We start from the raw sequence: 24718 nt of genomic DNA, 5'->3' as shown, positions 1-24718 counted from the left end.
GAGTGTACATAACGATAGAACTTACCCTGCAAACCGATATGAAAATGAGGTCATCATGACATCACATTATTTTGTAAATGAAGATCAGGCTAATCTGGATGACTTACGCACATTCTGTGCACAAAAGGTGGATGCCGCCGATTATCCATTGGCCACGGAGATCGTTTCAGAAGTACTGATCTATGATCGGGACGTGCTGGACGATGCAGCGCTCACGGACAAAAAAGCGGTGCTGAGTGAGTTACACAAAGCACTCTCCTATGGTCCCGGCGTGTTAGTGGTGCGTGGATTGTATGCGGATACGCACTGTGTGGATCGTGCCTCTCAAGCGTTTGAAGCGATCATGCATGAGGAAGCGAAGTCCAAGATCCAGGCCGATCACTTCTCTAAAGCGGGTAACAATGGCCGTATCTGGAATGCGCTGCAAAAGTTAGCTGAAGTTAATCCACAAGTCTTTATCGACTATTACGCCAATCCAACGTTAGGGCTGATTTGCCAGGCATGGCTCGGTCCGGCGTGGAGTATGACCTCACAGGTAAACCAGGTACGACCGGGTGGTGAGGCGCAGCAGGCGCATCGCGATTATCATCTTGGTTTCCAGCAAAGCGCCTTCGCGGCAGAATTTCCCATCCCCGTGCAGATTTTGTCTCAATATCTGACGCTGCAAGGTGCGGTGGCGCACAGTGATATGCCGCTGGCCTCAGGCCCGACCAGACTGCTGCCGTGGTCACATCAGTATGAGATGGGCTATATCGCTTATCGTCGCCCGGAGTTCGCGCAATATTTTGCCGATAATTTTGTGCAGCTACCGTTGCAGAAGGGCGATGGGCTGTTCTTCAATCCCGCACTGTTCCACGCAGCGGGTAACAACACCACGCAGGATCATATCCGCACGGCCAATTTGTTGCAGGTCTCCTCGGCCTTTGGCGTGCCCATGGAGGAAGTCAACCATGAGCAAATCCTTAAGTGGGTTTACCCTATATTAAGCCGCAGTGCGTTGAGTGAAGTGGAGCTGGAGGCGGCCATTGCGGTGGCGGCGCGTGGCTACTCATTCCCGACCAATCTGGATACGGACCCACCGGTGGGGGGATTGGTGCCAAAAACGCAGCAGCAGTTGGTTAAAGAGGCATTGCAGAGTAATTGGACCGAAGCTGAATTTAATTCAGCGCTGGATGCGCAAACCGAGCGGCGTAGAGCTTGAATCAATAAACAGCAGTCAGTGGCTTATGACTGCTGTTTAAACATCTGAATGGCGTCCTGCACATTACTGGTCGCCAGTGACATCACGCGGTCATTATTGAGAAACACATCATAATGGCCGGCGTTATAGCGGAAAACATATAAGTCGCCGCGAAAGCGCAAGCTCTTGGTCTTAACCCCAATATGATGGCGGCGCAGTGCAGCTTGCGAAAGTCTGTCAGCTCCCGTATTCATCGCGATACCCTCCGTTCGTCAATGCGTCAATATCCCGACATAGAGTATGGTTTGAATATTAGCTTAACCTTAAGAACCGTGCCGGTTATACACTAACAGTTTGTTTCCTTGCCAATTTTCCGTCATCAACCTCTCCGCACTCCTTATGTTCTCAAAAACAGCAAACGCCACGTTACAGACATTTGGTCATCCTGATGAAACTTGGGTGACGACTAAATAGTGCGATACAGCAGCCGACGTAAAAACTTCTACCAATCTTCAACATTTAAGAAAAAAGCCAACCTGCGCATTAGCCATTTAATGTTGAGTTAAGTTTTCCGCCGTATTTTGTTCTACAAGAAACCAAACAGGTGAGCTTAAGTTTTTTTTGCGTGAGATTAAAATTAAACACTTCGTGCTACCGAATTGTTTCTGCTTAATCTACGTTTAAACAGCAAGTTACTGAATGTTTTTGAGGATCTGAATGACTGCACACTGCAACTGGTCCTGTTGCAGGCAACTTTAGGTGTAAAACGTTAAGGTAAACTTATGACTTTTCTTCCATTCTCGCGTCCCGCTTTGGGCGAGGAAGAGTTAGCGGCAGTAAAAGAGGTCTTTGAGTCAGGTTGGATCACCACTGGCCCCAAAAATGCGGCGCTGGAACAAGCCTTTTGCCAGTTAACCGGCAATCAACATGCGATTGCTGTGAGTTCTGCCACGGCAGGCATGCACGTCACGCTTCTGGCGTTGAATATTCAGCCGGGTGATGAAGTGATCACACCTTCGCTGACGTGGGTCTCCACCATCAATATCATCACGTTGTTGGGTGCCACGCCGGTGATGATCGATATCGATCGCGATACGTTGATGGTCACGCCAGAGCAGATTGAAGCAGCCATTACGCCGCGTACCCGCGCCATTATTCCGGTGCATTACGCCGGTGCGCCCGCCGACATTGACGCGATTCGCGCGTTGGGCGATCAACACGGTATTGCCGTAATAGAAGACGCAGCACACGCAGCGGGTTGTTATTACAAAGGGCATCATGTCGGAAACCAAGGCACCGCCATCTTTTCCTTCCATGCCATCAAGAACATGACCTGTGCCGAAGGCGGCCTCATCGTTACCGATGATGCAGAGCTGGCTGACCGCATGCGCAGTCTGAAATTCCACGGTTTAGGCGTTGATGCCTACGACCGCCATACCCACGGCCGTAAGCCCCAGGCAGAAGTGATTATGCCGGGCTTTAAATACAATCTGCCGGATATCAGTGCGGCGATTGCGATGGTGCAACTCAACAAGCTGACGGCGATTAATGCTCGCCGTGCTGAGATTGTGCAGCGTTATCTGACCGAGTTAGCGGATACGCCGTTCCTGCCACTGGCGCAGCCCGCCTGGCCGCATCAACACGCGTGGCATCTGTTCATCATTCGTGTTGATGAAGCCGAATGCGGGATAAGTCGTGATGCGTTAATGGAAACGTTGAAAGCGCAGGATATTGGCACCGGCTTGCACTTCCGTGCTGCCCATACTCACAAATATTACCGCGAACGTTACCCGCAACTTTCCCTGCCGAATACGGAATGGAATAGCGATCGAATTTGCTCAATACCGTTATTTCCTGACATGCGCGATGAAGACATCACTCGTGTCATTACCGCACTGCGTCAGATCGCTGGAGTTTGATTGAGATGTTGGAAGAACAAGCCATTCGTAAAGTGTCCGTGGTGATCCCGGTCTTCAACGAAGAGGAGAGCCTGCCGGAACTGGTGCGTCGCACCGATGCGGCCTGCGCAGTACTGAATCTGGAATACGAAATCTTGCTGGTGGATGACGGCAGCAGTGACCGCTCGGGCGAGATGATTGCCGATGCAGCGGATATGCCCGGCAGCCATGTAGTAGGCGTGTTGTTGAACCGTAACTATGGTCAGCATTCGGCGATCATGGCCGGCTTTAACCATGTCTCAGGTGATTTGATTATCACCCTGGATGCTGACTTGCAGAATCCACCCGAAGAGATCCCGAATCTGGTAAGAGCCGCCCAGCAGGGTTATGACGTGGTCGGCACGGTACGTCAGAACCGTCAGGATAGCTGGTTCCGTCGTCGTGCCTCACGCACCATCAACCAACTTATTCAGAAGGTGACGGGTAAGGCAATGGGGGATTACGGCTGCATGTTGCGTGCTTACCGTCGTCACATTGTCGATGCGATGCTCAACTGCCATGAGCGCAGCACCTTTATTCCCATTCTCGCCAATACCTTTGCCCGCCGCACCATCGAATTGCCGGTGGCGCATGCGGAGCGTGAATTTGGTGATTCGAAATACAGCTTTATGAAGCTGATTAACCTGATGTATGACCTGGTGACCTGCCTGACCACCACGCCGCTGCGTCTGCTGAGCATTGTTGGCAGCCTGATTGCGTTAGCGGGCTTTGCCTTCTCACTGGTGTTGATTGTGTTGCGTCTGTTCCTCGGTGCCGATTGGGCCGGAGATGGCGTGTTCATGCTGTTTGCGGTGCTGTTTATCTTCGTCGGCGCGCAATTTATCGGCATGGGCTTACTCGGCGAATATATCGGCCGAATCTATAACGATGTACGCGCCCGTCCGCGCTACTTCATCCAACGTGTTATTAACTCGCAGAAAGATGCCTCATCTGTACAGGAAATTGAGCAATGAAAACGATCGTCTTCGCCTATCACGATATGGGCTGTGCAGGCATTACTGCGCTGTTGAACGCCGGTTTTGAAATCAGCGCGATCTTCACTCATGCGGACTCCACCGGAGAAAACAATTTCTTTGGTTCAGTGGCGCGTCTGGCGGCTGAGCAGGGCATTCCGGTATATGCACCGGAAGACGTAAACCATCCGCTGTGGGTTGATCGTATTAAAACCATGACCCCGGATTACATCTTCTCGTTCTATTACCGTAACCTGCTAAATGACAACATTCTCAGCAGCGCGCGTCTTGGTGCCTTTAACCTGCATGGTTCACTGCTGCCAAAATATCGTGGTCGCGCGCCGCTCAACTGGGCGCTGGTAAATGGTGAGAAAGAAACCGGCGTGACGCTGCATCGCATGGTGAAACGCGCGGATGCGGGAGATATCGTGGCGCAACAGCGTGTCGCGATTGAAGAGATAGACAATGCTTTGACGCTGCACCGTAAACTGGTGAACTGCGCGGCACAAGTGCTGGAGCAGGCGCTGCCCGCGATGAAGCGCGGTGAGATCGTCGCCACTCCTCAGGATCACAGTCAGGCGACCGTTGTCGGACGCCGCACGCCTGAAGATGGTCGCATTAAATGGGAACAGCCCGCGCAATCCATCAATAATCTGGTGCGTGCGGTGACCGACCCATGGCCGGGCGCATTTGCATTTGCTGGTACGGTCAAATTCGTGGTGTGGAAAGGTCGCGTTCATGCTGATGCGCCTGCGGCGAAACCGGGTACGGTGCTCTCCGTAGAACCTTTCCTGATTGCCTGTGGTGAAGGCGCACTGGAAGTGGTAACCGGGCAAAGTGAAAACGGTGTGTACATGAATGGTACGCAACTGGCACAAAGCCTGGGGATGGTGCCGGGCGCGCTGCTTTATTCGCAGCCGGTTGCTGCGGTCAAACGTCGTATTCGTGTGCTGATCCTTGGCGTTAACGGTTTCATCGGTAACCATTTGACCGAGCGCCTGTTGCAGGATGACAACTTCGAAGTTTACGGTCTGGATATTGGTTCTGATGCCATCAGTCGTTTCCTCGATCAACCACGCTTTCACTTTGTTGAAGGTGATATCAGCATTCACTCAGAATGGATTGAGTATCACATCAAGAAATGTGATGTGGTATTGCCGCTGGTGGCGATTGCTACGCCAATCGAGTACACCCGTAATCCACTGCGCGTATTCGAACTCGATTTTGAAGAGAACCTGAAGATCATCCGTGACTGCGTGAAATACAAAAAGCGCATCATCTTCCCGTCGACGTCGGAAGTGTACGGTATGTGCACCGATAAACATTTCGACGAAGATCACTCCAATCTGGTGGTGGGACCGATCAACAAGCAACGTTGGATCTATTCCGTCTCCAAACAGCTGCTGGACCGCGTGATCTGGGCTTACGGTGAAAAAGAGGGGCTGCGCTTCACCTTGTTCCGTCCGTTTAACTGGATGGGACCGCGTCTGGATAACTTGAATGCAGCCCGTATCGGCAGCTCGCGCGCCATCACCCAACTGATTCTCAATCTGGTGGAAGGTTCGCCGATCAAATTGATCGACGGTGGCGCGCAGAAACGCTGCTTTACCGATATCCGTGACGGTATTGAAGCCCTGTTCCGCATCATTGAGAACATAGGCAATAACTGTGATGGTCAAATCGTGAACATCGGTAACCCGGACAACGAAGCCAGCATTAAAGAGCTGGCTGAACGCCTGTTGGCCAGTTTTGAACGTCATCCTCTGCGCGATCGCTTCCCGCCGTTTGCCGGCTTCCGTGAAGTCGAGAGCAGCAGCTATTACGGCAAAGGTTATCAGGACGTAGAACACCGTAAGCCGGCTATCAAAAATGCGCGTCGTCTGCTGGACTGGACGCCAACCGTTGAGATGGATACCACCATTGATAACACGCTGGACTTCTTCCTGCGCACCGTTGAGCTGCAGGAGAAGCCATGAAGAAAATTGGTTTGCGCGTAGATGTTGATACCTGGCGTGGAACCAAACTCGGCGTCCCGGCACTGTTGGAACAGTTCAGCCTGCATCAGATGCAGGCCAGTTTCTTCTTCAGCGTAGGGCCGGACAACATGGGGCGCCACTTGTGGCGCCTGATGAAGCCGCGCTTCTTATGGAAAATGCTGCGCTCGCGCGCAGCTTCCCTCTATGGCTGGGATATTTTACTCGCGGGTACCGCATGGCCAGGGCGTGAAATTGGTCGCGGGCTGGAAGAGATCATCAGCGCCACGGCGGACCACCATGAAGTCGGGCTGCATGCGTGGGACCACTTTGCCTGGCAAACCTGGGCAGGCGTATGGCCAGAAGAGAAGTTGCTGGAGCAGATCGCCCGTGGCAAAAAGGCACTGGAATCGATTATCGGTGACAATGTCACTTGTTCAGCCGTGGCGGGATGGCGTGCTGATGGCCGCGTGGTGGCGGCCAAGCAACGATTTGGCTTCAGCTACAACAGCGACTGCCGCGGTACGGGGCCGTTTCTACCGCGTCTGCGTGATGGCAGCCTGGGCACGGTACAAATCCCGGTGACCCTCCCAACCTGGGACGAAGTGGTCGGTCAATCTGTGAGTGCGGCAGGCTTTAATGACTTTATCCTCGAACAGATGTTAGCTGCTGAAGGTGCGCCGGTTTATACCATCCACGCCGAAGTGGAAGGCATTGTCGGTTCACAAGCTTTTGGCGAATTGCTGACGCGCGCGAAGCAGCAAGGCATTCACTTTTGTCCGCTCAGTGAACTATTACCTGAAGATCTCAGCACGCTACCACAAGGCAATCTGGTGCGTGGGCATATCCCCGGACGAGAAGGCTGGCTGGGCTGCCAGGCCTGAGTGTTAACAGGAAACTAAACAGGAACCACGGATGCGTACAGGTACCAAAACGGCGCTGCTGTTAGCGCTCTTCGCACTCTACTACCTCATCCCCATTGAATTCCGCGCCTTATGGCAGCCGGATGAAACCCGCTATGCCGAGATCAGCCGAGAAATGCTGGTGAATGGCAATTGGGTGGTGCCGCACTTCTTTGACTTACGCTATTTCGAGAAGCCGATCGCCGGATATTGGGTCAATAATATCGGCCAACTGCTGTTTGGTCATAGCAACTTCGGCGTGCGCGCGGGTTCTATTTTCTGCACTTCGATCAGTGCGCTGTTGATTTACTGGCTGGGCAACCAGATGTTTGCCAGCCGTAAGATCGCCCTGACGGCCAGCGTGATCTTCATGACTTCGCTGCTGGTTTACGGGATCGGGACTTACGCGGTGCTCGATCCCATCCTGCTGTTGTGGCTGGTGGCGGCGATGTGCAGTTACTGGCTGGCTGCTCAGGCCACCAGTACTCAACAGCGTTTACTCGGTTATGTCTTGCTCGGCGCAGCATGCGCCATGGGCTTTATGACCAAAGGCTTCCTGGCATTGGCGGTGCCGGTCTTGGCCATTTTGCCGTGGGCCATCTGGCAAGGCCGCTTTGGTGAACTGCTGCGTTGGGGCCCCTTAACCATTGTGGTGGCTGCGCTGCTGAGTGCGCCATGGGCGCTGGCGATTCATCGTCAGGAAGGGGATTTCTGGCATTACTTCTTCTGGGTAGAACATATCCAACGCTTTGCGGAGAAAGATGCTCAGCACAAAGCGCCATTCTGGTACTACTTGCCGGTGCTGCTGGCGGGTTGCTTACCCTGGCTGGCACTGTTGCCGGGTTCCTTAGTGGGCGCGTGGCGTCAGCGCAGTCAGCATGCGGGGGCTGTCTATCTGCTGAGTTGGGTGTTACTGCCGCTGCTGTTCTTCAGTATCGCCAAAGGAAAATTGCCGACCTATATTCTGCCTTGCTTTGCACCGCTGGCACTGCTGATGGCGCACTATGCGCACAGCGGATCAGCGATGCTTGCCAGGGTGTTCAAAGTGAATGGTTGGATCAACCTGCTGTTTGGTGCCGTCACGACCATTGTGGTACTGGGGGTTATTGCACCATGGGGGCTGTCGCATCGTCCGGTTTATAGCAGCGATGAAACCGTTCGTGTTATCTGTGGTGCATTAGCGTTTGCCGGTTGGGGTGTGATGGGCTGGCTGAGTCTGAAGCCTGGCCACTGTCGCTGGCAGTTGGCGGCGCTCTGTCCGTTGATGTTGGCACTGCTGGTGGGATTTGCCATTCCGCAAAAGGTGCGTGATTCTAAACAGCCGCAGAACTTTGTCAGTGCCGTGCATAATCAACTGGTCGATAGTCGTTACGTGTTGGCAGACAATCCAGGCATCGCCGCTGCCGTGGCGTGGGAAGCGAAACGCAGTGATATCACTTTCTATGATGCAAAAGGGGAATTGCAATATGGTCTTAGCTATCCCGATGCGCAAACACGTTATGTTGATGGTCCAGCTTTTGCGGACTGGCTGCGCGAACATCGTCACCAGGGGAAAGTGTCATTGGTGATGATGCTGAACTCGGGCGAGAAGGAGCCGGATCCCTCATTGCCGACTCCTGACGATGTCTATCGCCAGGGGCGTCTGGTCTATTACGGCTACGATGCGAAACCATGAGTTTGCTGCTCATTCTTCTGGTGAGTCTGTTGAGCTGCGCCGCCCAGCTGTGTCAAAAGCAGGCGGCGTACCTCGGCACACGACAGGGCAAGAAAAAGCTGATCATGTGGATTGCGCTGAGCATTTTTTTGCTCGGCGTGGCGATGCTGCTGTGGCTGATCGTGTTGCGCGTGGTGCCCGTGAGTGTGGCCTATCCGATGCTCAGTCTCAACTTCGTGCTGGTAGCGATTGCCGCACGGCTGATCTGGCGTGAAACCTACTCATTGCAGCAGTGGTTCGGCACCCTGGCAATTGTCGCGGGTGTCGCGCTGATGGGGAGCCATCTATGAAAGGGGTGATCCTCGCGCTGTGCAGCGTGTTACTGGTGTCTTGCGCACAGTTGGTGCTGCGGGCAGCGATGCTGCATTTTCCGCCTCTTGCTGAGCTGCTCAGCCCACAGATTTGGCAACATCTGCAGCCCATGATGTTGCTGTGTCTTGGGCTGAGTGCCTATGCACTCTCTATGCTCTGCTGGATGTTAGCGCTGCGCCATTTGCCGCTGAATCGGCTCTATCCGCTGTTGAGTCTGAGTTATGTGCTGGTGTGGCTGGCCGCCATCTCGCTCCCTGTATTCAATGAGCCATTCCGCTGGAGCAGTTTTGCTGGCGTGGTGCTGATTGTGCTTGGGCTGCTGTGCGTTTCGTTACCGCGCAAGCGCTGAACACCAGCTACTCTTTCGCGTACAGGTAAACCGAGGCGCGCGACACGCCCAACTGCTGTGCAATCAGGTCCATCGACTTCTTCACTTCTAACAAGCCGCTATCGCGCAATTCAGCCATCAGCTGTTTGCGCTCAGCGGCTTTCAGGGCGCGCGGCGTTGTGGCGAGCCGGGCAGCGAAATGATCAATCCTGGCTCGCAACGCCTGTGCACCGGCGGGTTCAATGGTCTCTTGCACCGCATTACTCGCCAGTTGTGTAAACTGCGCCAGCGCACTTTGCATGCCGCGAAACAGCGTCATATCCACATTCATACAGAGTGCCGCAACATAGTTCCCGTCTTCATCTTTGATACCAATCGAGGTGCTTTTCACCGGGCGACCATCTGCCAGTTGATTGGCATAGTTAGCCACGATAGCCGGAAACTCAGGTGAGGCGATGCGCGCCAGGCCCATCTCTGTGCTGGGTTCACCGACTTCTCGGCCGGAAAGGTTGTTGTGAATAGCCAGAATCGCGTGCTCTGGATTTTGCAGATCGTGAACCACCACTTCACAGAATGGCGCAAAAGTCGCGCTCAGCCCTTCGGCAATAGTATTGAGTTGTTCAAGCAGCAGGGCATTATTTCGGGCGCTCATAAATCAGGTCACAAATTGACTGGAAGAATTGTCTAATTTTATATACTTTGTCATTTCAATGCAAAATTTGCTGGTGCTGCCATGAGCGATCTTATTTTACCGACCTTTGACGATGTCGCGGCTGCGACAACACGGCTTCAACCTTACGTTAATCCCACGCCGGTGTTTACCTCGCGTACCCTGAATGAGCAACTGGGTGCGCAGGTTTTTCTCAAGTGTGAAAACTTTCAGCGCATGGGCGCTTTCAAATTTCGCGGCGGGATGAATGCGCTGCTGCAATTCACGCCACAGCAGAAACAACGAGGCGTCGTCGCCTTCTCCTCCGGTAATCACGCACAAGCCATCGCGCTGGCGGCCAAAATTCTCGGCATCCCCGCGACGATTGTGATGCCGCTGGATGCGCCCGCCGCGAAAGTAAAAGCGACACAGGGTTATGGCGCGCAGGTGGTGACTTACGACCGTTACACGGAAGATCGCGAACAGATTGGTCGCGACCTGGCAGAGCAAAATGGCCTGACCTTGATCCCGCCATACGATCATCCGCATGTTATTGCGGGACAAGGCACCGCAGCTCAAGCCTTTCTGGCGGAAGTGGGCGAACTTGATGCGCTCCTCACGCCGTTGGGAGGCGGTGGACTACTGGCGGGCTGCGCCTTAGCCATGCGCCATCTCTGCCCGCACGCTGAAATTTTTGGTGTGGAACCTGAGGTCGGAAACGACGGGCAACAATCGCTGCGCAGCGGGAAAATCATCCACATCGACACGCCGAAAACCATCGCCGACGGCGCTCAGACCCAGTATCTCGGCCGCTATACTTTCCCTCTTATTCAGCAGCATGTAGACGATATCCTGACCGCCAGAGATACGCAGTTGATCGCGGAAATGCAGTTTCTCGCCGAGCGAATGAAGCTGGTGGTTGAGCCAACGGGCTGCCTGGGGCTGGCGGCGGTGCGCGCGAATCCACAACGTTTTGCGGGCAAGCGCGTGGGCATCATTATCAGTGGCGGCAACGTGGATCTCGGCCGCTATGGTGAATTTCTGACAAGGAGCATGGCGTGACAGGACTTCCTGAGTGGTTACAACAGCTTGAAACCCCGTATTTACTCGTTGACGAGGCCCGTTTTCAGCGCAATGTGGATCGGCTTTATAGCCGGATTGCCAGGCTTGGCAGCGTGGTGCGTCCGCATCTCAAGACGTTACGTTCGGTAGAGGCCGCATCTCGGTTACTGGCGGTTGCAGCGCACCCGGCCACGGTGTCAACGCTGGCCGAAGCCGAAGGTTTTGCCGCGGCGGGTTATCATAATCTGTTGTATGCGGTGGGCATTGCCCCTCACAAGCTGGCTCGTGTTGCCCGCCTGATGCAGCAAGGCGTGGATCTGCATATTTTGCTGGATACGCCGCAACAGGCACAGGCGGTGGTGGATTATGCCGCTGCGCATCATGTCACTTTCTCGGTGTTTATTGAGATCGACTGCGATGGTCACCGGGGCGGTCTTCCACCGGAGAGCGACAAACTGGTGGCATTGGCACAGCAGTTAGAAGGCAAGGGCGCAACGGTAACCGGATTGCTGGCGCATGCCGGGGAATCCTACAGTTGCCGGAACCCGGAACAGATCCGCGCTGCCGCGCAAGCGGAGTGTGACGCCATCCGTCTGGCGGGCAGCAGGGTGCGTGCAGCGGGCATTGCGTGTCCGATCCTCAGTGTCGGGGCAACGCCGACGGCGCATTATGCCGAGGATTTGGCAGGGATCAGCGAGGTGCGAGCTGGTGTGTTTACTGCCTTTGACCTGGTGATGCACAACGTCGGCGTTTGTCAGAAAGACGATATCGCGCTATCCGTGGTCAGTACCGTCATTGGGCATAACGTTGAGAAAAACTGGGTGTTTATCGATGCGGGCTGGATGGCGATGTCCCGCGATCGTGGCACCGCGGCGGGCCCAGTGGATTACGGTTACGGATTGGTGTGTGATATGGTGGGCGCGCCGCTGGATGTTTGTCTCAGTATCACCAATCAGGAGCATGGCATCATTGTCTTACCGGCGGACAGCAACCTGACACCAGACGATTTCCCGATTGGATCGCGCGTACGTATTCTGCCGAATCACGCTTGCGCCACGGCAGCCATGCATCTGCAGTATCAGGTGTTACAGACAAACAGCGCAGAGCCGGCAGTTTGGTCACGTATCACCGGTTGGTGACGTGACATTGTCACTCAGTCTGACGTAAATGCCGGAGATTGAGGTCAGCCAGCGAAGGTGCGCCCAGCATGCCTAAATCGCGGCTGACCTCATTGATAATCAAATCCAGCGCCCACGACACGCCTGCTGATCCACCCACCGCACAGGCATAGTTAAAGGGGCGTCCTACGAAGCAAGATTTTGCCCCCAGCGCCAGCGCTTTGATGACATCGGTGCCACGACGAATCCCGCTATCGAACATCACCGTCATGTTTCCGGCGGCTTCGACAATTTCCGGCAAGACATAAATTGGTGGGATGACGGTGTCCAGTTGGCGGCCACCGTGATTCGACACCACAATGCCGTCTATACCGATAGTTTTGCAGCGCACCGCATCGTTGCGGCTGAGGATGCCTTTAATCACCATCGTGCCGGGCCAGCGTTGACGAATATGTTCAATGTGCTGCCAGGTGAGATGACTGCGGCCACTAAAATCGCGTACGGCATTTTTCGAAAACAGCGGTGCGCCACGTACCGCATTGTTGTTTTCGAAGTAAGGCATGCCGCTGGTCAGTAAGGTTTTTATCAAGGTGCCGGTGAGCCAGCGAGGATGGGTAAAGCCTTGCCAGGCTAATGTCAGACTGGGGCGAAACGGCGTTGCAAACCCAGCGCGCACATTGTTTTCGCGGTTGGCTTTGACAGGGGTATCGACTGTGACCACCAATACAGGGATCGCGGCACGTTGCACGCGATCTATCAAGGCATCAATCTCTGCCAGCGTTTTCGGCAGGTAAGCCTGAAACCACATATTGGGATTCACGGCCGCCACATCTTCCAGGCGGATCAGCGACGATCCGCTCATGATAAAGGGCACGTTTTTCTCTGCTGCTGCACGCGCCAACGCGATATCACCCTGAAACCCGGTAATGGCAGAAATACCCATCGGTGCGATGCCCACTGGTGCAGCGTAGTGATGACCGAACAACTCGACCTCGGTGTTGCGGTGTGAAACATCCACCATATTTTCTGGGATCAGGCTGTAGCGCGCGTAGGATCGCAGCGTATGCTGGAGCGCCTGGTTGTCCTCAACGCCACCCGACACATAGGCATAAAGCGGGTGCGGCAGCCGCTTAACGGCGTATTTTTCGAAGTCATTCAGGGAAAGACAACGCTCAAACTGTTTGCGCATGGGTAACCAATTCGGTGGGGCGAGGTAACATGATGAAAACGCATGCTATTGCACCGGGTGATTTTAGCAAATGCTGAAACTGGCAAAGCTATTCTGAATAATGCATAACAAAGCAGAGCGGCACGGTGCCGCTCCTATTCACAGATTAATGCTGCTGCCAGGGATGATATTCGCCGTTGCGGCGTCCAGGCGCGGTTTCCGGCAGGCGCAGCAGGCCAATGACCGAAATCACGCCCAACACCGCCACATACAGTGCCAGTCCATACCAATGACCGTCTGTCATCTGCAGAATTTTAACCGCCACTAAGCCGAGCACGCCGCTGCCAATCAGGGAACCAATCTGCCAAATCACCGCGATGCCGCTGCAGCGGATGTGAGTGGGGAACAGTTCAGGGAACCACGAGGCTTGTGGGGCGTAGCACATGCTATGACCCAGTGTCAGGGCAACGATCATCGCGATTTGTGTGAGCCAGTAGCTGTTTTGCGACAGGGCATAGAAGAACGGCACAATTGCGATAACAATCAATAACGCACCCATCATATACACCGGTTTACGGCCGATTTTATCTGATAGCGCCCCCATCATCGGGATGGCGAAGACTTCGAGAATCACCGCCACGATCATGCTGTTCATCAGAATGCCGGAATCGAGATTATTTGCTTTGCCCCATGCAAGAATAATGACCGTAAACAGCGCAAACGCACAGGCTTCAATCAACTTAGCCGCCACGCCATTCACCACTAATTTAGGATTGCCGCGTAGCACCTCTTTTAAGGGACGTGACTCCGCTGCTTTGGTTTCACGGATGGCGGCGAACACTGGCGACTCATCAATACGCAGACGGATAAACAGGCCGACAATCACTAACAATGCACTTAACAGGAACGGCACGCGCCAGCCCCAGTCCATCATCTGTTCAGCAGACAGCGTGGCATTAAGAATGGCAAACAGTGCCAACGGCAGTAAGAAGCCCACTGGCGCGCCGATTTGCACCCAGCTGGCGAAGAAACCACGGCGTGATGCTTGCGAATACTCTGCGGTCATCAATACAGCACCTGCCTGTTCACCGCCCACACCGAAGCCTTGCAGCAGACGAATGGCAATCAACAGCACTGGCGCCCAGATGCCGATCTTCTCGTAAGTCGGTAGTAATCCGATGCAGAAGGTGCCCAGTCCCACGATCAGGATGGTGGCCACCAGCGCTTTTTTGCGACCGACTTTATCGCCAATATGACCAAAAACTATCCCGCCAATAGGACGTGCAAGGAAGCCCACGGCGTAAGTGGCAAATGCCGCCAGCGTGCTGATCAGAGGATCGTGGCTGGGAAAAAATAAGTGACCAAAAAACAGTACGGCCGCTGTGCCGTAGGCGAAGAAGTCATAGTACTCCGCCGCAGTGCCAATGGCCGATGCACTGGCCACCCGACGAATCAATGAGGTGTGATTTTTCTCGGTAGCCTGAGTGTGGGTAAGGGTGGAAGATGCCATAACAACAATCCTGCTTAGTTTTATAGTGTTAGACTACCATACAAGAAGGTTTGATCGTTTGTTGCGCGGATGATCACAGTTCCAGGCTGCTGTTTTATGACACGCTAAACCTCACTTCTCATCCTGATTGTGTTTCATAAAAACCCGCTTGATAATGAATAATATAAAGTTCCATTATGGCTGTGCTTATTCTGCTTAATTGTTTAAATAAAATATTACTTGGATCTGTTTTAATTTTGTCTCTTCTCTCTTGATAGATGAATCACCTGAATGTTATCAATTTTTATTTCTTGATTTATATAATAATGAATGGTTCTCATTAACTTCCCAGTGTGTTGATTCATAACGGAAATAATCTGAAAATCCTTGCGTTATTAACTGTTGATAGTAAACGGCTAATTCCTAATTTGGCTTAACCTTCTCCCATCACCTTAACTCCAGCTAGACGTTTTCTTTACGAAATGATGAGATAACCCTACACAGCAGGTTATCTATTCCAGCTTTACCTCATTCTTTTATTCAAACGTCATGCATGGCGCTGCTTTGCCGTGCGCAAAATATTATTTTCTCTCTGGAGGAAAGGATGTTGTTCAAACTGAAACCGCTCGCGTTAAGTCTTCTGGCTGCTCAAGGCATCATCATTCCTGTGGTACAAACCACTGCTGCGGTCATTCAGCCTTTCGACCCGGCTACGAATGACAATAAAGTGGGTGTCTTTTGTGTCTGCAATGGCAGCACGCAATCACTCACGGGCTTACCGCAGTTTGCGCCGGGAAAAAGTGGTGAAGTGCAGGTGACGATTGGTGAAATACAGGATCAGGGCAGGCTGGTCTCGGACAATAACGTGCTTGGCCAACCTCGCCTGAGTCTGGGGGCGCAGGATTACACGATATCAGTTCCCAATGAAGACCATCGCTCTTACAGCGACTTTCAAACTTATAACAGCGCTGCATTGAGCAATCTGGCGCCTGTAGACAGCAGTACGGTGGTAACCGATTTCGAAGAGGTAAAAAATCAGCAGTACATTGATACTCGCGTTGCATCGGTGAGTAACGGCACCATCAATGTGCAATTGGGCACCGAGGGAGCCAGCACCGTCACAAATGGCTGGGAGATGGCAGCGAAACAGAGCCGCTTATTTACCGCCAGCAACAAAGGCAACATGAATTGGGATTCTGATAATCGCATCACGTTTACCGCCACACAGATTCCGGCGGTGTCACGCTGGGGACTCAACGTTGATAATCTTGTGAGCTATAACGGCGCATTTAGCGTGACGACGCTCTACGGCGATACCACCGATTTCAATGTTACTTCTCTAACGGATCTGCAAAGTTACAACGACTGGCTAATTGAGCAACTGCAAAACGGACAGATCAGCAGCGCCGACTACAATACCGAATTTAATAAAGCCGTCACCTTGAGTAGTCGGCTGGTGGTATGGGGCGTGAACACGCCTGATGACGATGAAGCCTTCCTGCCAATTGGCGAACGCATTGTACTCAGCGCCGACGGGGCAAATGCTCATGCCACCATTGAAACCGGCAAAACCCTGGAGGTAGCGAATGCCAACGGCGGAGCAATGCGCGCGGATAACGGAGCGACCGCGACTATCAATGGCAAACTGGCCAGTACCGGTAGTGGATTAACGGATGACGATGCGCTGGTGCTAACCGGTGGCAGCAACGGCATAAACAACGGCGTTATCAATAGCGGGTTCTTTAATAACGCGCAGGGCAGCGGGATCGACAGCAGCACACTGGGTCCCAATGGCCTGGCGGTCAACGCCAGCAACAGTCACTTTATCAACAACGGCATCATTAACAGTGCCGGCTCCGCCGTCAGCCTGGTAAGCAGCAGTGGGGTGAACAACGGCACGATTAACCTGGTCGGAGGCAACGACAGTGGCACGGCCGTGGCACTCAGCGGCGAGACCAGTACCTTCACCAACAATGGCACGATTTATCTCGGGCGCACGCCGCAAAATCAGCCCGGCGATGCCACCACCGACACGCCACTGAGCAGTGCGATCGGCATCCTGCAATATGACAACTCCAGCGTCATTAATAACGGGCACATTGTTGTCGGATCTCAAGTGCAAAGTGGTGCAGCGATCAGCGTGAATGGTGCAGATGATGCGGTGACCCGCAACAATGGTGTGATTGATGTTAATGGTCGCGGCACCGGGCTGGAAGTCATTGATGCAGGCCGAGGCGGGCAAATCGGCAACGCAGGAGTGATTAACCTCAACGGTGATAATGGCACGGGCCTGATGGTCACCGCCAACGACGGCAATCAGGCTTATACCTGGTCAACCGGACCCGTAAATATCTCGGGTAACGCAAATGCCGCAGGAGGCACGCGTAACACCGCGGTGTGGGTTAAAGGAACCGACAGCGGCACGGCTTCGGCCGATATCAGCGGCCCGATCGCCCTAAATGGCGCGGGTGCCATCGGTATTCGTGCAGAAGGCAATGCCAGCGTGAGCGTCGCGCAAAGTGCCATCCCAACCGGCAACAGCAGCTCCGATCAAATCACTTTTCTCACTATCGGTCCTGACGCCCATATCGCGTTGCCTGCTAACGGCAGCTATGGCGTGACGGGTGTGAACTCAACCCTTTTCCGCGTGCAGGATGGGGCAAACTTTGATGGCAGCGGCATGACGCTAAGTTCCAACGGTGACCTCTCAACTGCGGTCATTGGCAGCGGTGACAACACCCAGGTCACCACCGGCAATGCCATCTTCAATCTCGGCGATAACGGCATCGGTTTGCGCATTGAAGGCGCCGCGCAGGGAACGATTGATGCCGCCACTACCTTCAATATGAACGGTGTACACAGTATTGCGGGGCAAGTGCAGGGAAATCGTACCGATCTCACCGGCAATATCACCAACTCCACCTATCTGCCGTATACCAACACGCTATTGACTAACAATGCCAACCTCAACGGCACTCAGGATCAGCAGATTGGTTTTATCGCCAGCAGTCAGGGGCAGTTGATCAACAACGGCGGGATTACCCTGAGTGGCAACAATGCCACCGGCATCATGTCGTTGGGTGCCACGGCCACCAACAACGGTACGGTCTCGGTCAGCAACGGCAGCACCGGGATATACGCGGAAGGGTATAGCTATTCGGTTGCCGCACGTGCCACCAACAATGGCACCATCAACGTCACCGCAGGTAATGCCAGTGCGGCGCAGCCTTCAGTGGGTGGCGTGGCGTTTGGCGATCTTGGTTACTTCTACCAAAACGGCACCATCAATCTGTATGGCGATCATGCCGTGGGCGCGCAGGCGGGCAATGGCGGCACGGTGGTAATTGGCGCGGGTAGCAACATCGTGTTCCATGACGCGAATCAGGTCGGTTACCAGGCGCTTGAAGGCTTGAGCAGCATCAGCAACAGCACCAGTCTAAATACAGATGCTGAAAACATCACGTTGTTAAGCGCGGGGGGCGGCGGCAATGTCAATAATCAGGGCACCGTCACGCTCAACGGCAACAACAGCAGCGCGGTAGGGCTGATAGATGGCGGCCTACTGATTAACAGCGGTTCGATTTCCGCCAACAAAGGCGTAGCGCTGGATGCCTCCTCGGGAAGCTCAATCTATCTACAAAGTAGTGGTCAACTTTACTCCGAGGGCACTGCCGCCATTCGTGTCGGCAGCGGTGGTTCACTCAATATCATCGGAGACGGTCAAGGCGATACTTACAGCAGCTACACCAGTTCGATTGGTGCTGGCGGTAATGCAGACACCGTGCTGATCGATAACGGCGCAGCGGGGTTTAGCGCTGATCACGTAGAGTTATATGGCAGCAGCAACGTGATCAATAACCGTGCTGAATCCAGCAATATCGCGTTGAATTATGCCCGCATTGATGTCAACGACGGTAACGGCATTCGTTCAGCCACCTCTTTTGATCCCGAGGGCCATGCCTACATAAACGTCAGTGGCAACGGTAAGGGTATCGGTTATCTGTTCGCCAATGAGGATGGCTCAGTCAGCCATAACGATCTGACGATTGGGCCAAACTATTACATCTTTGTCTCCGGCAATAACACCGGGGTACGCGCTAACACCACAGGAACGGTCACCAACGAAGGTACCATTGCGGTGTATGACCAATCGGGTGGTTCGGCGATTGTCACCAGTACCGCCAGTGAGGTGATTAACCGGGGTGGCATTATTTCATTGAGCACCGTTTCGCCGATTATTGACCTGCGTGGCGGGCAGACGCGTTTTATTAACCAAGGCAATATCAGTGCTCCTTTCCCGGAAACCATTGTGGTGGCGGGAGGCGCCAGCGACGATCAAATCGCGTTACTGGCGGGGAGTGTGGTCGGTGACGTCAACACGGGCAATGGCAACGATAGTTTGCAGGTTTCGGGTGGCACATTAAATGGCAGCCTGACCATGGGCGACGGCACCAATCAGGCGCTGGTGGCTAACGTTGACCTCGCCAACACGCGTCACATTACCACCAATAACGGCGCAGGTAGCACCTTGAACTTTAGCGATATCAGCGCGCGCGGCGGCTCCTTCAGTGCCGACGATCTCAGCAAAGGTACCAACCTTGGCGGTGGCTGGAGCACCATCAACTTCGACCACACGCAATGGACTTTGACCGATAACCTGAAGCTGGCGCACAGCACTATCAATATCGGCGAGGGATCGACCCTGTTCGCCGGTGATGGTGTGAATCCGCTGTTGAGTGGTGCCACGGATGGATCGCTGGTGGTGAATAATGCCGGGATGCTGGATCTCACCAATGGTAACGGTGCGCCGGGTAATACGTTAACGATCGATGGCGATCTTAATGCTGTCGGTGGTCGCGTGAAACTCAACACGCAATTAGCCAGCGGAGGAGCCAGTGATAACCTGCGCGTTAACGGCAATAGCGGCGGCACGACCTTGCTGGATGTCAAACCGGTGGCGGGCGACGGGGCTGTTATCACGCCGGACCAGGGCATTTCGCTGGTTCAGGTTACCGGGAGCGCCAGCGCCAGCAGCTTCGCGTTGGCGAACGGCTATGTGGCATCGGGCCCTTATCAATATGGGCTCTATAGCAGCACCAACGGTGCTGCATGGGATTATCGGCTGGCGAACAACTTCATCAGCAACGCGGCAGGTAACGCAGTGCGGCCTCAACTCACCCCTCAAATGCCGTCCTATATTTCTGCACCTGTCGGGTTGGCCTACTACAACATGGCGGTGATGGACGATCTGCACAAGCGATTAGGTGAGTTACGACAGGATCAAGATAGCTCTGCTGGTAACGGCGGCGAGATGTTTATTCGCTATCTGGGCTCCAACCTGACCTACAAAACTGATCGCAGCCTGAGCCAATATGGCTACGACTTCGATCTGGATTACAGCGCGGTACAATTGGGCGGAAATCTGATTCACCTACAGGGTGCCAACGACAGCTTACGTGCAGGCGTGGCTTACACCCGTGGTAATGCCCGTATTCGCCCGCAGGCAGCAGATGGCTACAGTTCCACCAGCCTCGACAACGATACGCTGTCGTTATATGCGACCTGGCTGCGTGACAATGGCCTGTATGTAGACGGCACGCTGTCATTTGACTGGCACCGTGGCGATACCGACATTGCGCGGCAGAAAGACGTCGGCAAGTTGAAAGGCAATGGCTGGGGCGCTTCACTGGAAACCGGCTATCCCTGGCAGCTTGGCAACGGTATTCGCCTTGAGCCGCAGGCGCAGTTAATGTATTTGCAGCTCAATATGGATGACCTGGTTGACGAGGATAATACCCGTGTACGTTGGGGAAGCTACGATCAAACCATTGGCCGTGTGGGGGCTAAACTGGATCGCACCTGGCAGGATGCGGCTGGGCAACAATATACGCCTTATTTGCGTACCAACTACACGCGTGGCTGGGGTGGCGCAGCAACGATGCAGGCCAGTGATAACGGTAGTGCGCAGAGTGTCAGCTTTGACAGCGGTGAGTTCGGTCAGATGTGGGATGTGGGTATTGGCGGCACCGCAACCTTAAAAAGCAATGTTTCCCTGTATGCCGAAGCGGATTATCGCCAGGAGATTGACGGTAACGGAACGAAGGGCTGGCGCTACAATGGTGGTGTACGCTGGCAGTTTTAATCTGATTAACCCTTACGCTAATAGGTTTGGCGTAAGGGTTTTCATATTCCCACATTGACTCCCGGCTTAATTTAAATCCTCATCATTCGTCAGCGATATATTCATTTATTACATCTTAAAATAAAATCTGCCAACGCTTGATGTAAATCCATCAAAATAAAATAACCACAATGCTTGATCTCACACTTTGAACGCAACGTTTTAAATAATAATTAACATGAAATAAAAATACCGATAGCGTGAACGTCTGTTTTGTTCTGCTGTATTTCCTAATGCTTTTTACCAGGAGGGTTTATGGAAAAAGAACTTTATATCTCCAGCAACACCACGTCAGGTCCAAATAGTGCCACGCGCACTGAGCCATTTGTGAAGATTATTGCGCTCGTGGCAACCTTAGGCGGTTTATTATTTGGCTACGATACCGGCGTGGTGTCAGGTGCACTGTTATTTATGCGCAATGATTTGCAGCTAACGCCATTCACCACCGGATTAGTGACCAGTTCACTGCTGTTTGGTGCGGCGTTTGGGGCCTTACTGGCGGGACACTTTGCCGATGCGCTGGGCCGCCGCAAAATCATCATCTCGCTGGCGTTTATTTTCGCCGTTGGTGCTGTGGGTTCCGCCTTTGCCCCGGACGTTGTTTCCATGATCGTCTCCAGGTTGTTCCTGGGGATTGCAGTGGGCGGTGCGGCGGCGACGGTGCCGGTGTATATCGCTGAAATCGCGCCCGCGAACAAGCGCGGTCAACTGGTAACACTGCAAGAATTAATGATCGTTTCCGGTCAGCTATTGGCCTATGTCTCTAACGCGACCTTTAATGAAATCTGGGGCGGTGAGCACACGTGGCGCTGGATGCTGGCGATCTCCACGGTTCCCGCGGTGCTGCTGTGGATCGGCATGATATTTATGCCGGAAAGCCCGCGCTGGCATGTGATGCGTGGCAATAGCGCTGAGGCGAGGAAAGTACTTGAGAAGACCCGTGCGGCAGAAGATGTCGAATGGGAGCTGGAAGAGATAGAAGAGACGATCGAAGAGAACCGGCAGAAAGGAAAAGGGCGACTGCGCGATTTACGCACCCCATGGCTGCGCAAGGTGTTCTTGCTGGGTATTGGTATTGCCGCCATTCAGCAGCTTACCGGTGTGAACACCATCATGTACTACGCACCCACCATGCTGACGGCAACAGGCTTGAGCAATGATGCAGCACTGTTTGCCACCATTGCTAATGGGGTGATTTCGGTGCTGATGACGCTGGTCGGTATCTGGATGATTGGCAAAATTGGCCGCCGCCCGTTGGTACTGGTGGGGCAAATGGGTTGTACTGCCTGCCTGTTCTTTATCGCTGCCGTTTGTTTCTTCATGCCGGAATACCATCTGGGCGGTGAGGTCAATCTGCTGCGCGCTTATCTGGTTTTGGCCGGGATGCTGATGTTCCTCTGCTTCCAGCAGGGTGCGCTCTCACCGGTGACCTGGCTACTACTGTCCGAAATATTCCCGGCGCGCATGCGGGGTATCTGTATGGGCGGCGCGGTATTCGCCCTGTGGATGGCCAACTTTGCCATTTCCATGGCATTCCCGATTCTGCTGGCGGCATTTGGTCTGGCTGGCGCGTTCCTGACCTTTGCCATCATCGGGATTGGAGGCTCACTGTTTGTGTTGCGCACTATTCCGGAAACGCGTGGGCGCAGTCTGGAGCAGGTCGAGCATTACTTCTATGAACTGTATGACGGTAAGCCATAAATGTGACGCAGCTCCGGTCTGAGCGACGTTGATGTAAATCACTCAAGGTTCACGCAGTCGGAAACCAAAAGATAACTTACTATCAAAACCAGTTAATGCGTGACAGCAAAACAGAACATTTCACCAAACCTAATGTTTATTATTTCAGGAAAGATCATGACCTATAAAATAAGTCACGAACGCTTTTGCGTGAACCGCAAGATTGCGCCGAATTTAACTGTTGAACAATTTTTCACATTGGTGAATGACCTTGGGATATATAAGGTGGAAATTCGCAATGATATGAAAAGTGGCAGTGTGACGGATGGTTTGGGAGGAGAGGTGGTTCATTCTCTGACTCAACAATATGGCCTTGAAATTGAAACCATCAATGCTGTTTACCCGTTTAATCAATTAAGTGAAGAGGTGCTGGAAAAAACGCGAGGCTTATTAAAAGACGCGCGGGAAATGGGAGCGAAGGCCCTGGTGCTTTGCCCGCTTAATGACGGCACCGTTATTTCTCACCAGCAAACGATAGCAGCATTGCAAACGCTGGCACCGTTATTTGCCGAATATGGCATTGAAGGGCTGGTGGAGCCGCTGGGCTTCCCGCAAAGCTCACTGCGTTCTGCCGCGCTGGCCCAGCAGTTGATCAAACAGGCCGGTGTCCCGTTCAAAATCGTCCTCGATACTTTCCATCATCATTTGTACGAGGGGGCAGAGCAGGACTTCGCCGGTGGTGTTGATGTGAGGAACATCGGTTTGGTGCATCTATCGGGTGTCACGGACGCTCGTCCTGTTCATACCTTGACGGATGAAGAACGCATCATGCTGAGCGCTGATGATCTGTTGAAGTCAAAACAGCAAGTTCAACGTCTTGAAGAGATGGGCTACACCGGCATTTACGCCTTTGAGCCGTTTTCATCGGTGATGGATGGATGGAGCGAAGCGGATATCGCGCGTGAAATCCGCACCAGTATCGAATATCTCAACCACTAATTTCACCTGCACACAAATTAAGGAAAGAAGCATGACACTCAATATTGGTGTAATCGGCACTGGCGCTATCGGACGTGAACACATTCGCCGTTGCAGCCAGGTACTTCAAAACTCACGTGTTGTTGCTCTGAATGACATCAACCGTGGCAACTGTGAGCAGGTGATTAACGATCTGGGTCTGAAGGCTGAGATCTACGACAACGCGCATGACCTGATTAATGCCGCGGATGTGCAGGCCATTCTGGTGACCTCCTGGGGGCCGACCCATGAAGAGTTTGTGTTGGCTGCCATTAAAGCGGGTAAAGCGGTGTTCTGTGAAAAACCGCTGGCCGTCACGGCTCAGGGGTGTAAAAACATCGTGGAAGCAGAGATCGCTGCCGGTAAAAAGTTAGTGCAGGTCGGCTTTATGCGTCCCTATGACAGCGGCTACCGCGCGTTGAAAAATGTTATTGATAGCGGTGAGATTGGCGAACCGCTGATGTTGCACTGTGCACACCGAAACCCGGAAGTGGGCGAGAGTTACACCACCGATATGGCGATTACCGATACGCTGATCCATGAGCTGGATGTGCTGCGCTGGTTGTTAAAGGATGATTACGTCAGTGCCCAGGTGATTTATCCGCGCAAAACCCGTAAAGCGTCATCGCATTTGAAAGATCCTCAGATCGTGCTGCTGGAAACCGCCAAGGGCGTACGCATCGACGTGGAAATTTTCGTCAACTGTGAATACGGTTACGATATTCAGTGCCAGGTGGTGGGAGAAAGTGGAATTGCCAACCTGCCGGAGCCGATGTCTGTACAAACGCGCCGTGCCGCCAAACTTTCAACCGGCATCCTGACTGACTGGAAAAAACGTTTTATTGACGCTTACGATGTTGAATTGCAGGATTTCATCAATAATGTGCTGTCCGGCAACATGACTGGCCCGTCCGCCTGGGATGGCTTTGCCGCTGCCGTCGCCGCGGATGCCTGCGTTGCTGCGCAGAACAACGGTGAAATCGTACCGATTACCATGCCACCGCGTCCGGCGTTTTATAACTGACACGCTCACA

18 protein-coding genes are annotated in these 24718 nt (G+C 53.5%); 14 read left to right on the top strand and 4 right to left on the bottom strand.

The genetic code is table 11. The features are described 5' to 3' along the window. Positions 1 to 55: 55 nt before the first annotated feature. The gene (locus QMZ30_RS18030) at positions 56 to 1201 is read left to right on the top strand and encodes a phytanoyl-CoA dioxygenase family protein (RefSeq protein WP_283228432.1); all 1146 of its coding nucleotides are present in this window, start codon (positions 56 to 58) and stop codon (positions 1199 to 1201) included. Positions 1202 to 1224: 23 nt separating this feature from the next. Here the strand turns inward: QMZ30_RS18030 and QMZ30_RS18025 are convergent, their stop codons facing one another. Continuing rightward, positions 1225 to 1434, bottom strand: a complete 210-nt coding sequence (locus QMZ30_RS18025) for a hypothetical protein (protein ID WP_283228431.1) — start codon at positions 1432 to 1434, stop codon at positions 1225 to 1227. Between the two features lie 528 nt (positions 1435 to 1962). Here QMZ30_RS18025 and arnB point away from each other — a divergent pair. From arnB to arnF, 7 genes are read left to right on the top strand one after another with little or no spacing between them, the layout of a single operon-like run. Then, a complete protein-coding gene (arnB, locus tag QMZ30_RS18020; RefSeq protein ID WP_283228430.1) occupies positions 1963 to 3099 on the top strand; it encodes a UDP-4-amino-4-deoxy-L-arabinose aminotransferase in 1137 nt (378 codons plus the stop codon). Positions 3100 to 3104: 5 nt separating this feature from the next. Next, the gene (gene arnC / locus QMZ30_RS18015) at positions 3105 to 4091 is read left to right on the top strand and encodes an undecaprenyl-phosphate 4-deoxy-4-formamido-L-arabinose transferase (RefSeq protein WP_058973682.1); all 987 of its coding nucleotides are present in this window, start codon (positions 3105 to 3107) and stop codon (positions 4089 to 4091) included. Beyond that, a complete protein-coding gene (gene arnA / locus QMZ30_RS18010) occupies positions 4088 to 6067 on the top strand; it encodes a bifunctional UDP-4-amino-4-deoxy-L-arabinose formyltransferase/UDP-glucuronic acid oxidase ArnA (RefSeq protein WP_283228429.1) in 1980 nt (659 codons plus the stop codon). The genes arnC and arnA overlap by 4 nt, the downstream gene beginning before the upstream one ends. After that, the gene (arnD, locus tag QMZ30_RS18005; RefSeq protein WP_283228428.1) at positions 6064 to 6948 is read left to right on the top strand and encodes a 4-deoxy-4-formamido-L-arabinose-phosphoundecaprenol deformylase; all 885 of its coding nucleotides are present in this window, start codon (positions 6064 to 6066) and stop codon (positions 6946 to 6948) included. Before arnA ends, arnD begins: the two co-directional genes overlap by 4 nt. Before the next feature lie 31 nt (positions 6949 to 6979). Beyond that, positions 6980 to 8641 (top strand): lipid IV(A) 4-amino-4-deoxy-L-arabinosyltransferase, encoded by a 1662-nt coding sequence (gene arnT, locus QMZ30_RS18000; protein WP_283228427.1) that lies wholly within the window; start codon positions 6980 to 6982, stop codon positions 8639 to 8641. Next, a complete protein-coding gene (gene arnE, locus QMZ30_RS17995; protein WP_039332932.1) occupies positions 8638 to 8970 on the top strand; it encodes a 4-amino-4-deoxy-L-arabinose-phosphoundecaprenol flippase subunit ArnE in 333 nt (110 codons plus the stop codon). Before arnT ends, arnE begins: the two co-directional genes overlap by 4 nt. Beyond that, positions 8967 to 9341 carry a 4-amino-4-deoxy-L-arabinose-phosphoundecaprenol flippase subunit ArnF gene (gene arnF, locus QMZ30_RS17990; RefSeq protein ID WP_283228426.1) on the top strand — a complete coding sequence of 125 codons (375 nt, stop codon included), beginning with the start codon at positions 8967 to 8969 and terminating at the stop codon, positions 9339 to 9341. Before arnE ends, arnF begins: the two co-directional genes overlap by 4 nt. Positions 9342 to 9348: 7 nt before the next feature. Here the strand turns inward: arnF and QMZ30_RS17985 are convergent, their stop codons facing one another. After that, positions 9349 to 9972, bottom strand: a complete 624-nt coding sequence (locus tag QMZ30_RS17985; protein ID WP_283228425.1) for a helix-turn-helix transcriptional regulator — start codon at positions 9970 to 9972, stop codon at positions 9349 to 9351. 81 nt (positions 9973 to 10053) lie between these two features. Here QMZ30_RS17985 and QMZ30_RS17980 point away from each other — a divergent pair, with 81 nt between their 5' ends. Together QMZ30_RS17980 and QMZ30_RS17975 are read left to right on the top strand one after the other, a co-directional pair. Beyond that, entirely contained in the window at positions 10054 to 11031 is a 978-nt protein-coding gene (locus tag QMZ30_RS17980) for a threo-3-hydroxy-L-aspartate ammonia-lyase (RefSeq protein WP_283228424.1), read from the top strand. Continuing rightward, a complete protein-coding gene (locus QMZ30_RS17975) occupies positions 11028 to 12170 on the top strand; it encodes a DSD1 family PLP-dependent enzyme (protein ID WP_283228423.1) in 1143 nt (380 codons plus the stop codon). Before QMZ30_RS17980 ends, QMZ30_RS17975 begins: the two co-directional genes overlap by 4 nt. Positions 12171 to 12180: 10 nt before the next feature. Here QMZ30_RS17975 and QMZ30_RS17970 read toward each other — a convergent pair whose 3' ends face one another. Together QMZ30_RS17970 and QMZ30_RS17965 are read right to left on the bottom strand one after the other, a co-directional pair. Next, a complete protein-coding gene (locus tag QMZ30_RS17970) occupies positions 12181 to 13338 on the bottom strand; it encodes an alpha-hydroxy acid oxidase (RefSeq protein WP_283228422.1) in 1158 nt (385 codons plus the stop codon). Between the two features lie 145 nt (positions 13339 to 13483). Continuing rightward, positions 13484 to 14827: an MFS transporter gene (locus tag QMZ30_RS17965; protein ID WP_283228421.1), complete on the bottom strand. Its 1344-nt coding sequence runs from the start codon at positions 14825 to 14827 to the stop codon at positions 13484 to 13486. Positions 14828 to 15410: 583 nt separating this feature from the next. Between QMZ30_RS17965 and QMZ30_RS17960 the strand changes: the two genes are divergently transcribed. The 4 genes from QMZ30_RS17960 to iolG all read left to right on the top strand — a co-directional run bounded on the left by QMZ30_RS17960 (position 15411) and on the right by iolG (position 24708). Next, the gene (locus tag QMZ30_RS17960; protein ID WP_283228420.1) at positions 15411 to 20948 is read left to right on the top strand and encodes an autotransporter outer membrane beta-barrel domain-containing protein; all 5538 of its coding nucleotides are present in this window, start codon (positions 15411 to 15413) and stop codon (positions 20946 to 20948) included. Between the two features lie 294 nt (positions 20949 to 21242). Then, complete coding sequence (locus QMZ30_RS17955; protein ID WP_283228419.1) at positions 21243 to 22688, top strand: sugar porter family MFS transporter; 1446 nt, start codon at positions 21243 to 21245, stop codon at positions 22686 to 22688. Between the two features lie 156 nt (positions 22689 to 22844). Further along, the gene (locus tag QMZ30_RS17950; protein WP_283228491.1) at positions 22845 to 23666 is read left to right on the top strand and encodes a TIM barrel protein; all 822 of its coding nucleotides are present in this window, start codon (positions 22845 to 22847) and stop codon (positions 23664 to 23666) included. A gap of 31 nt (positions 23667 to 23697) precedes the next feature. Further along, positions 23698 to 24708, top strand: a complete 1011-nt coding sequence (gene iolG, locus QMZ30_RS17945) for a bifunctional inositol 2-dehydrogenase/D-chiro-inositol 1-dehydrogenase (RefSeq protein ID WP_283228418.1) — start codon at positions 23698 to 23700, stop codon at positions 24706 to 24708. Positions 24709 to 24718 lie beyond the last annotated feature (10 nt).

The sequence above is a fragment of the Pantoea sp. EA-12 genome, from assembly GCF_030053355.1.
GTDB lineage: Bacteria > Pseudomonadota > Gammaproteobacteria > Enterobacterales > Enterobacteriaceae > Pantoea > Pantoea vagans_C.
This window is presented reverse-complemented; position numbering and strand designations above follow the sequence as displayed.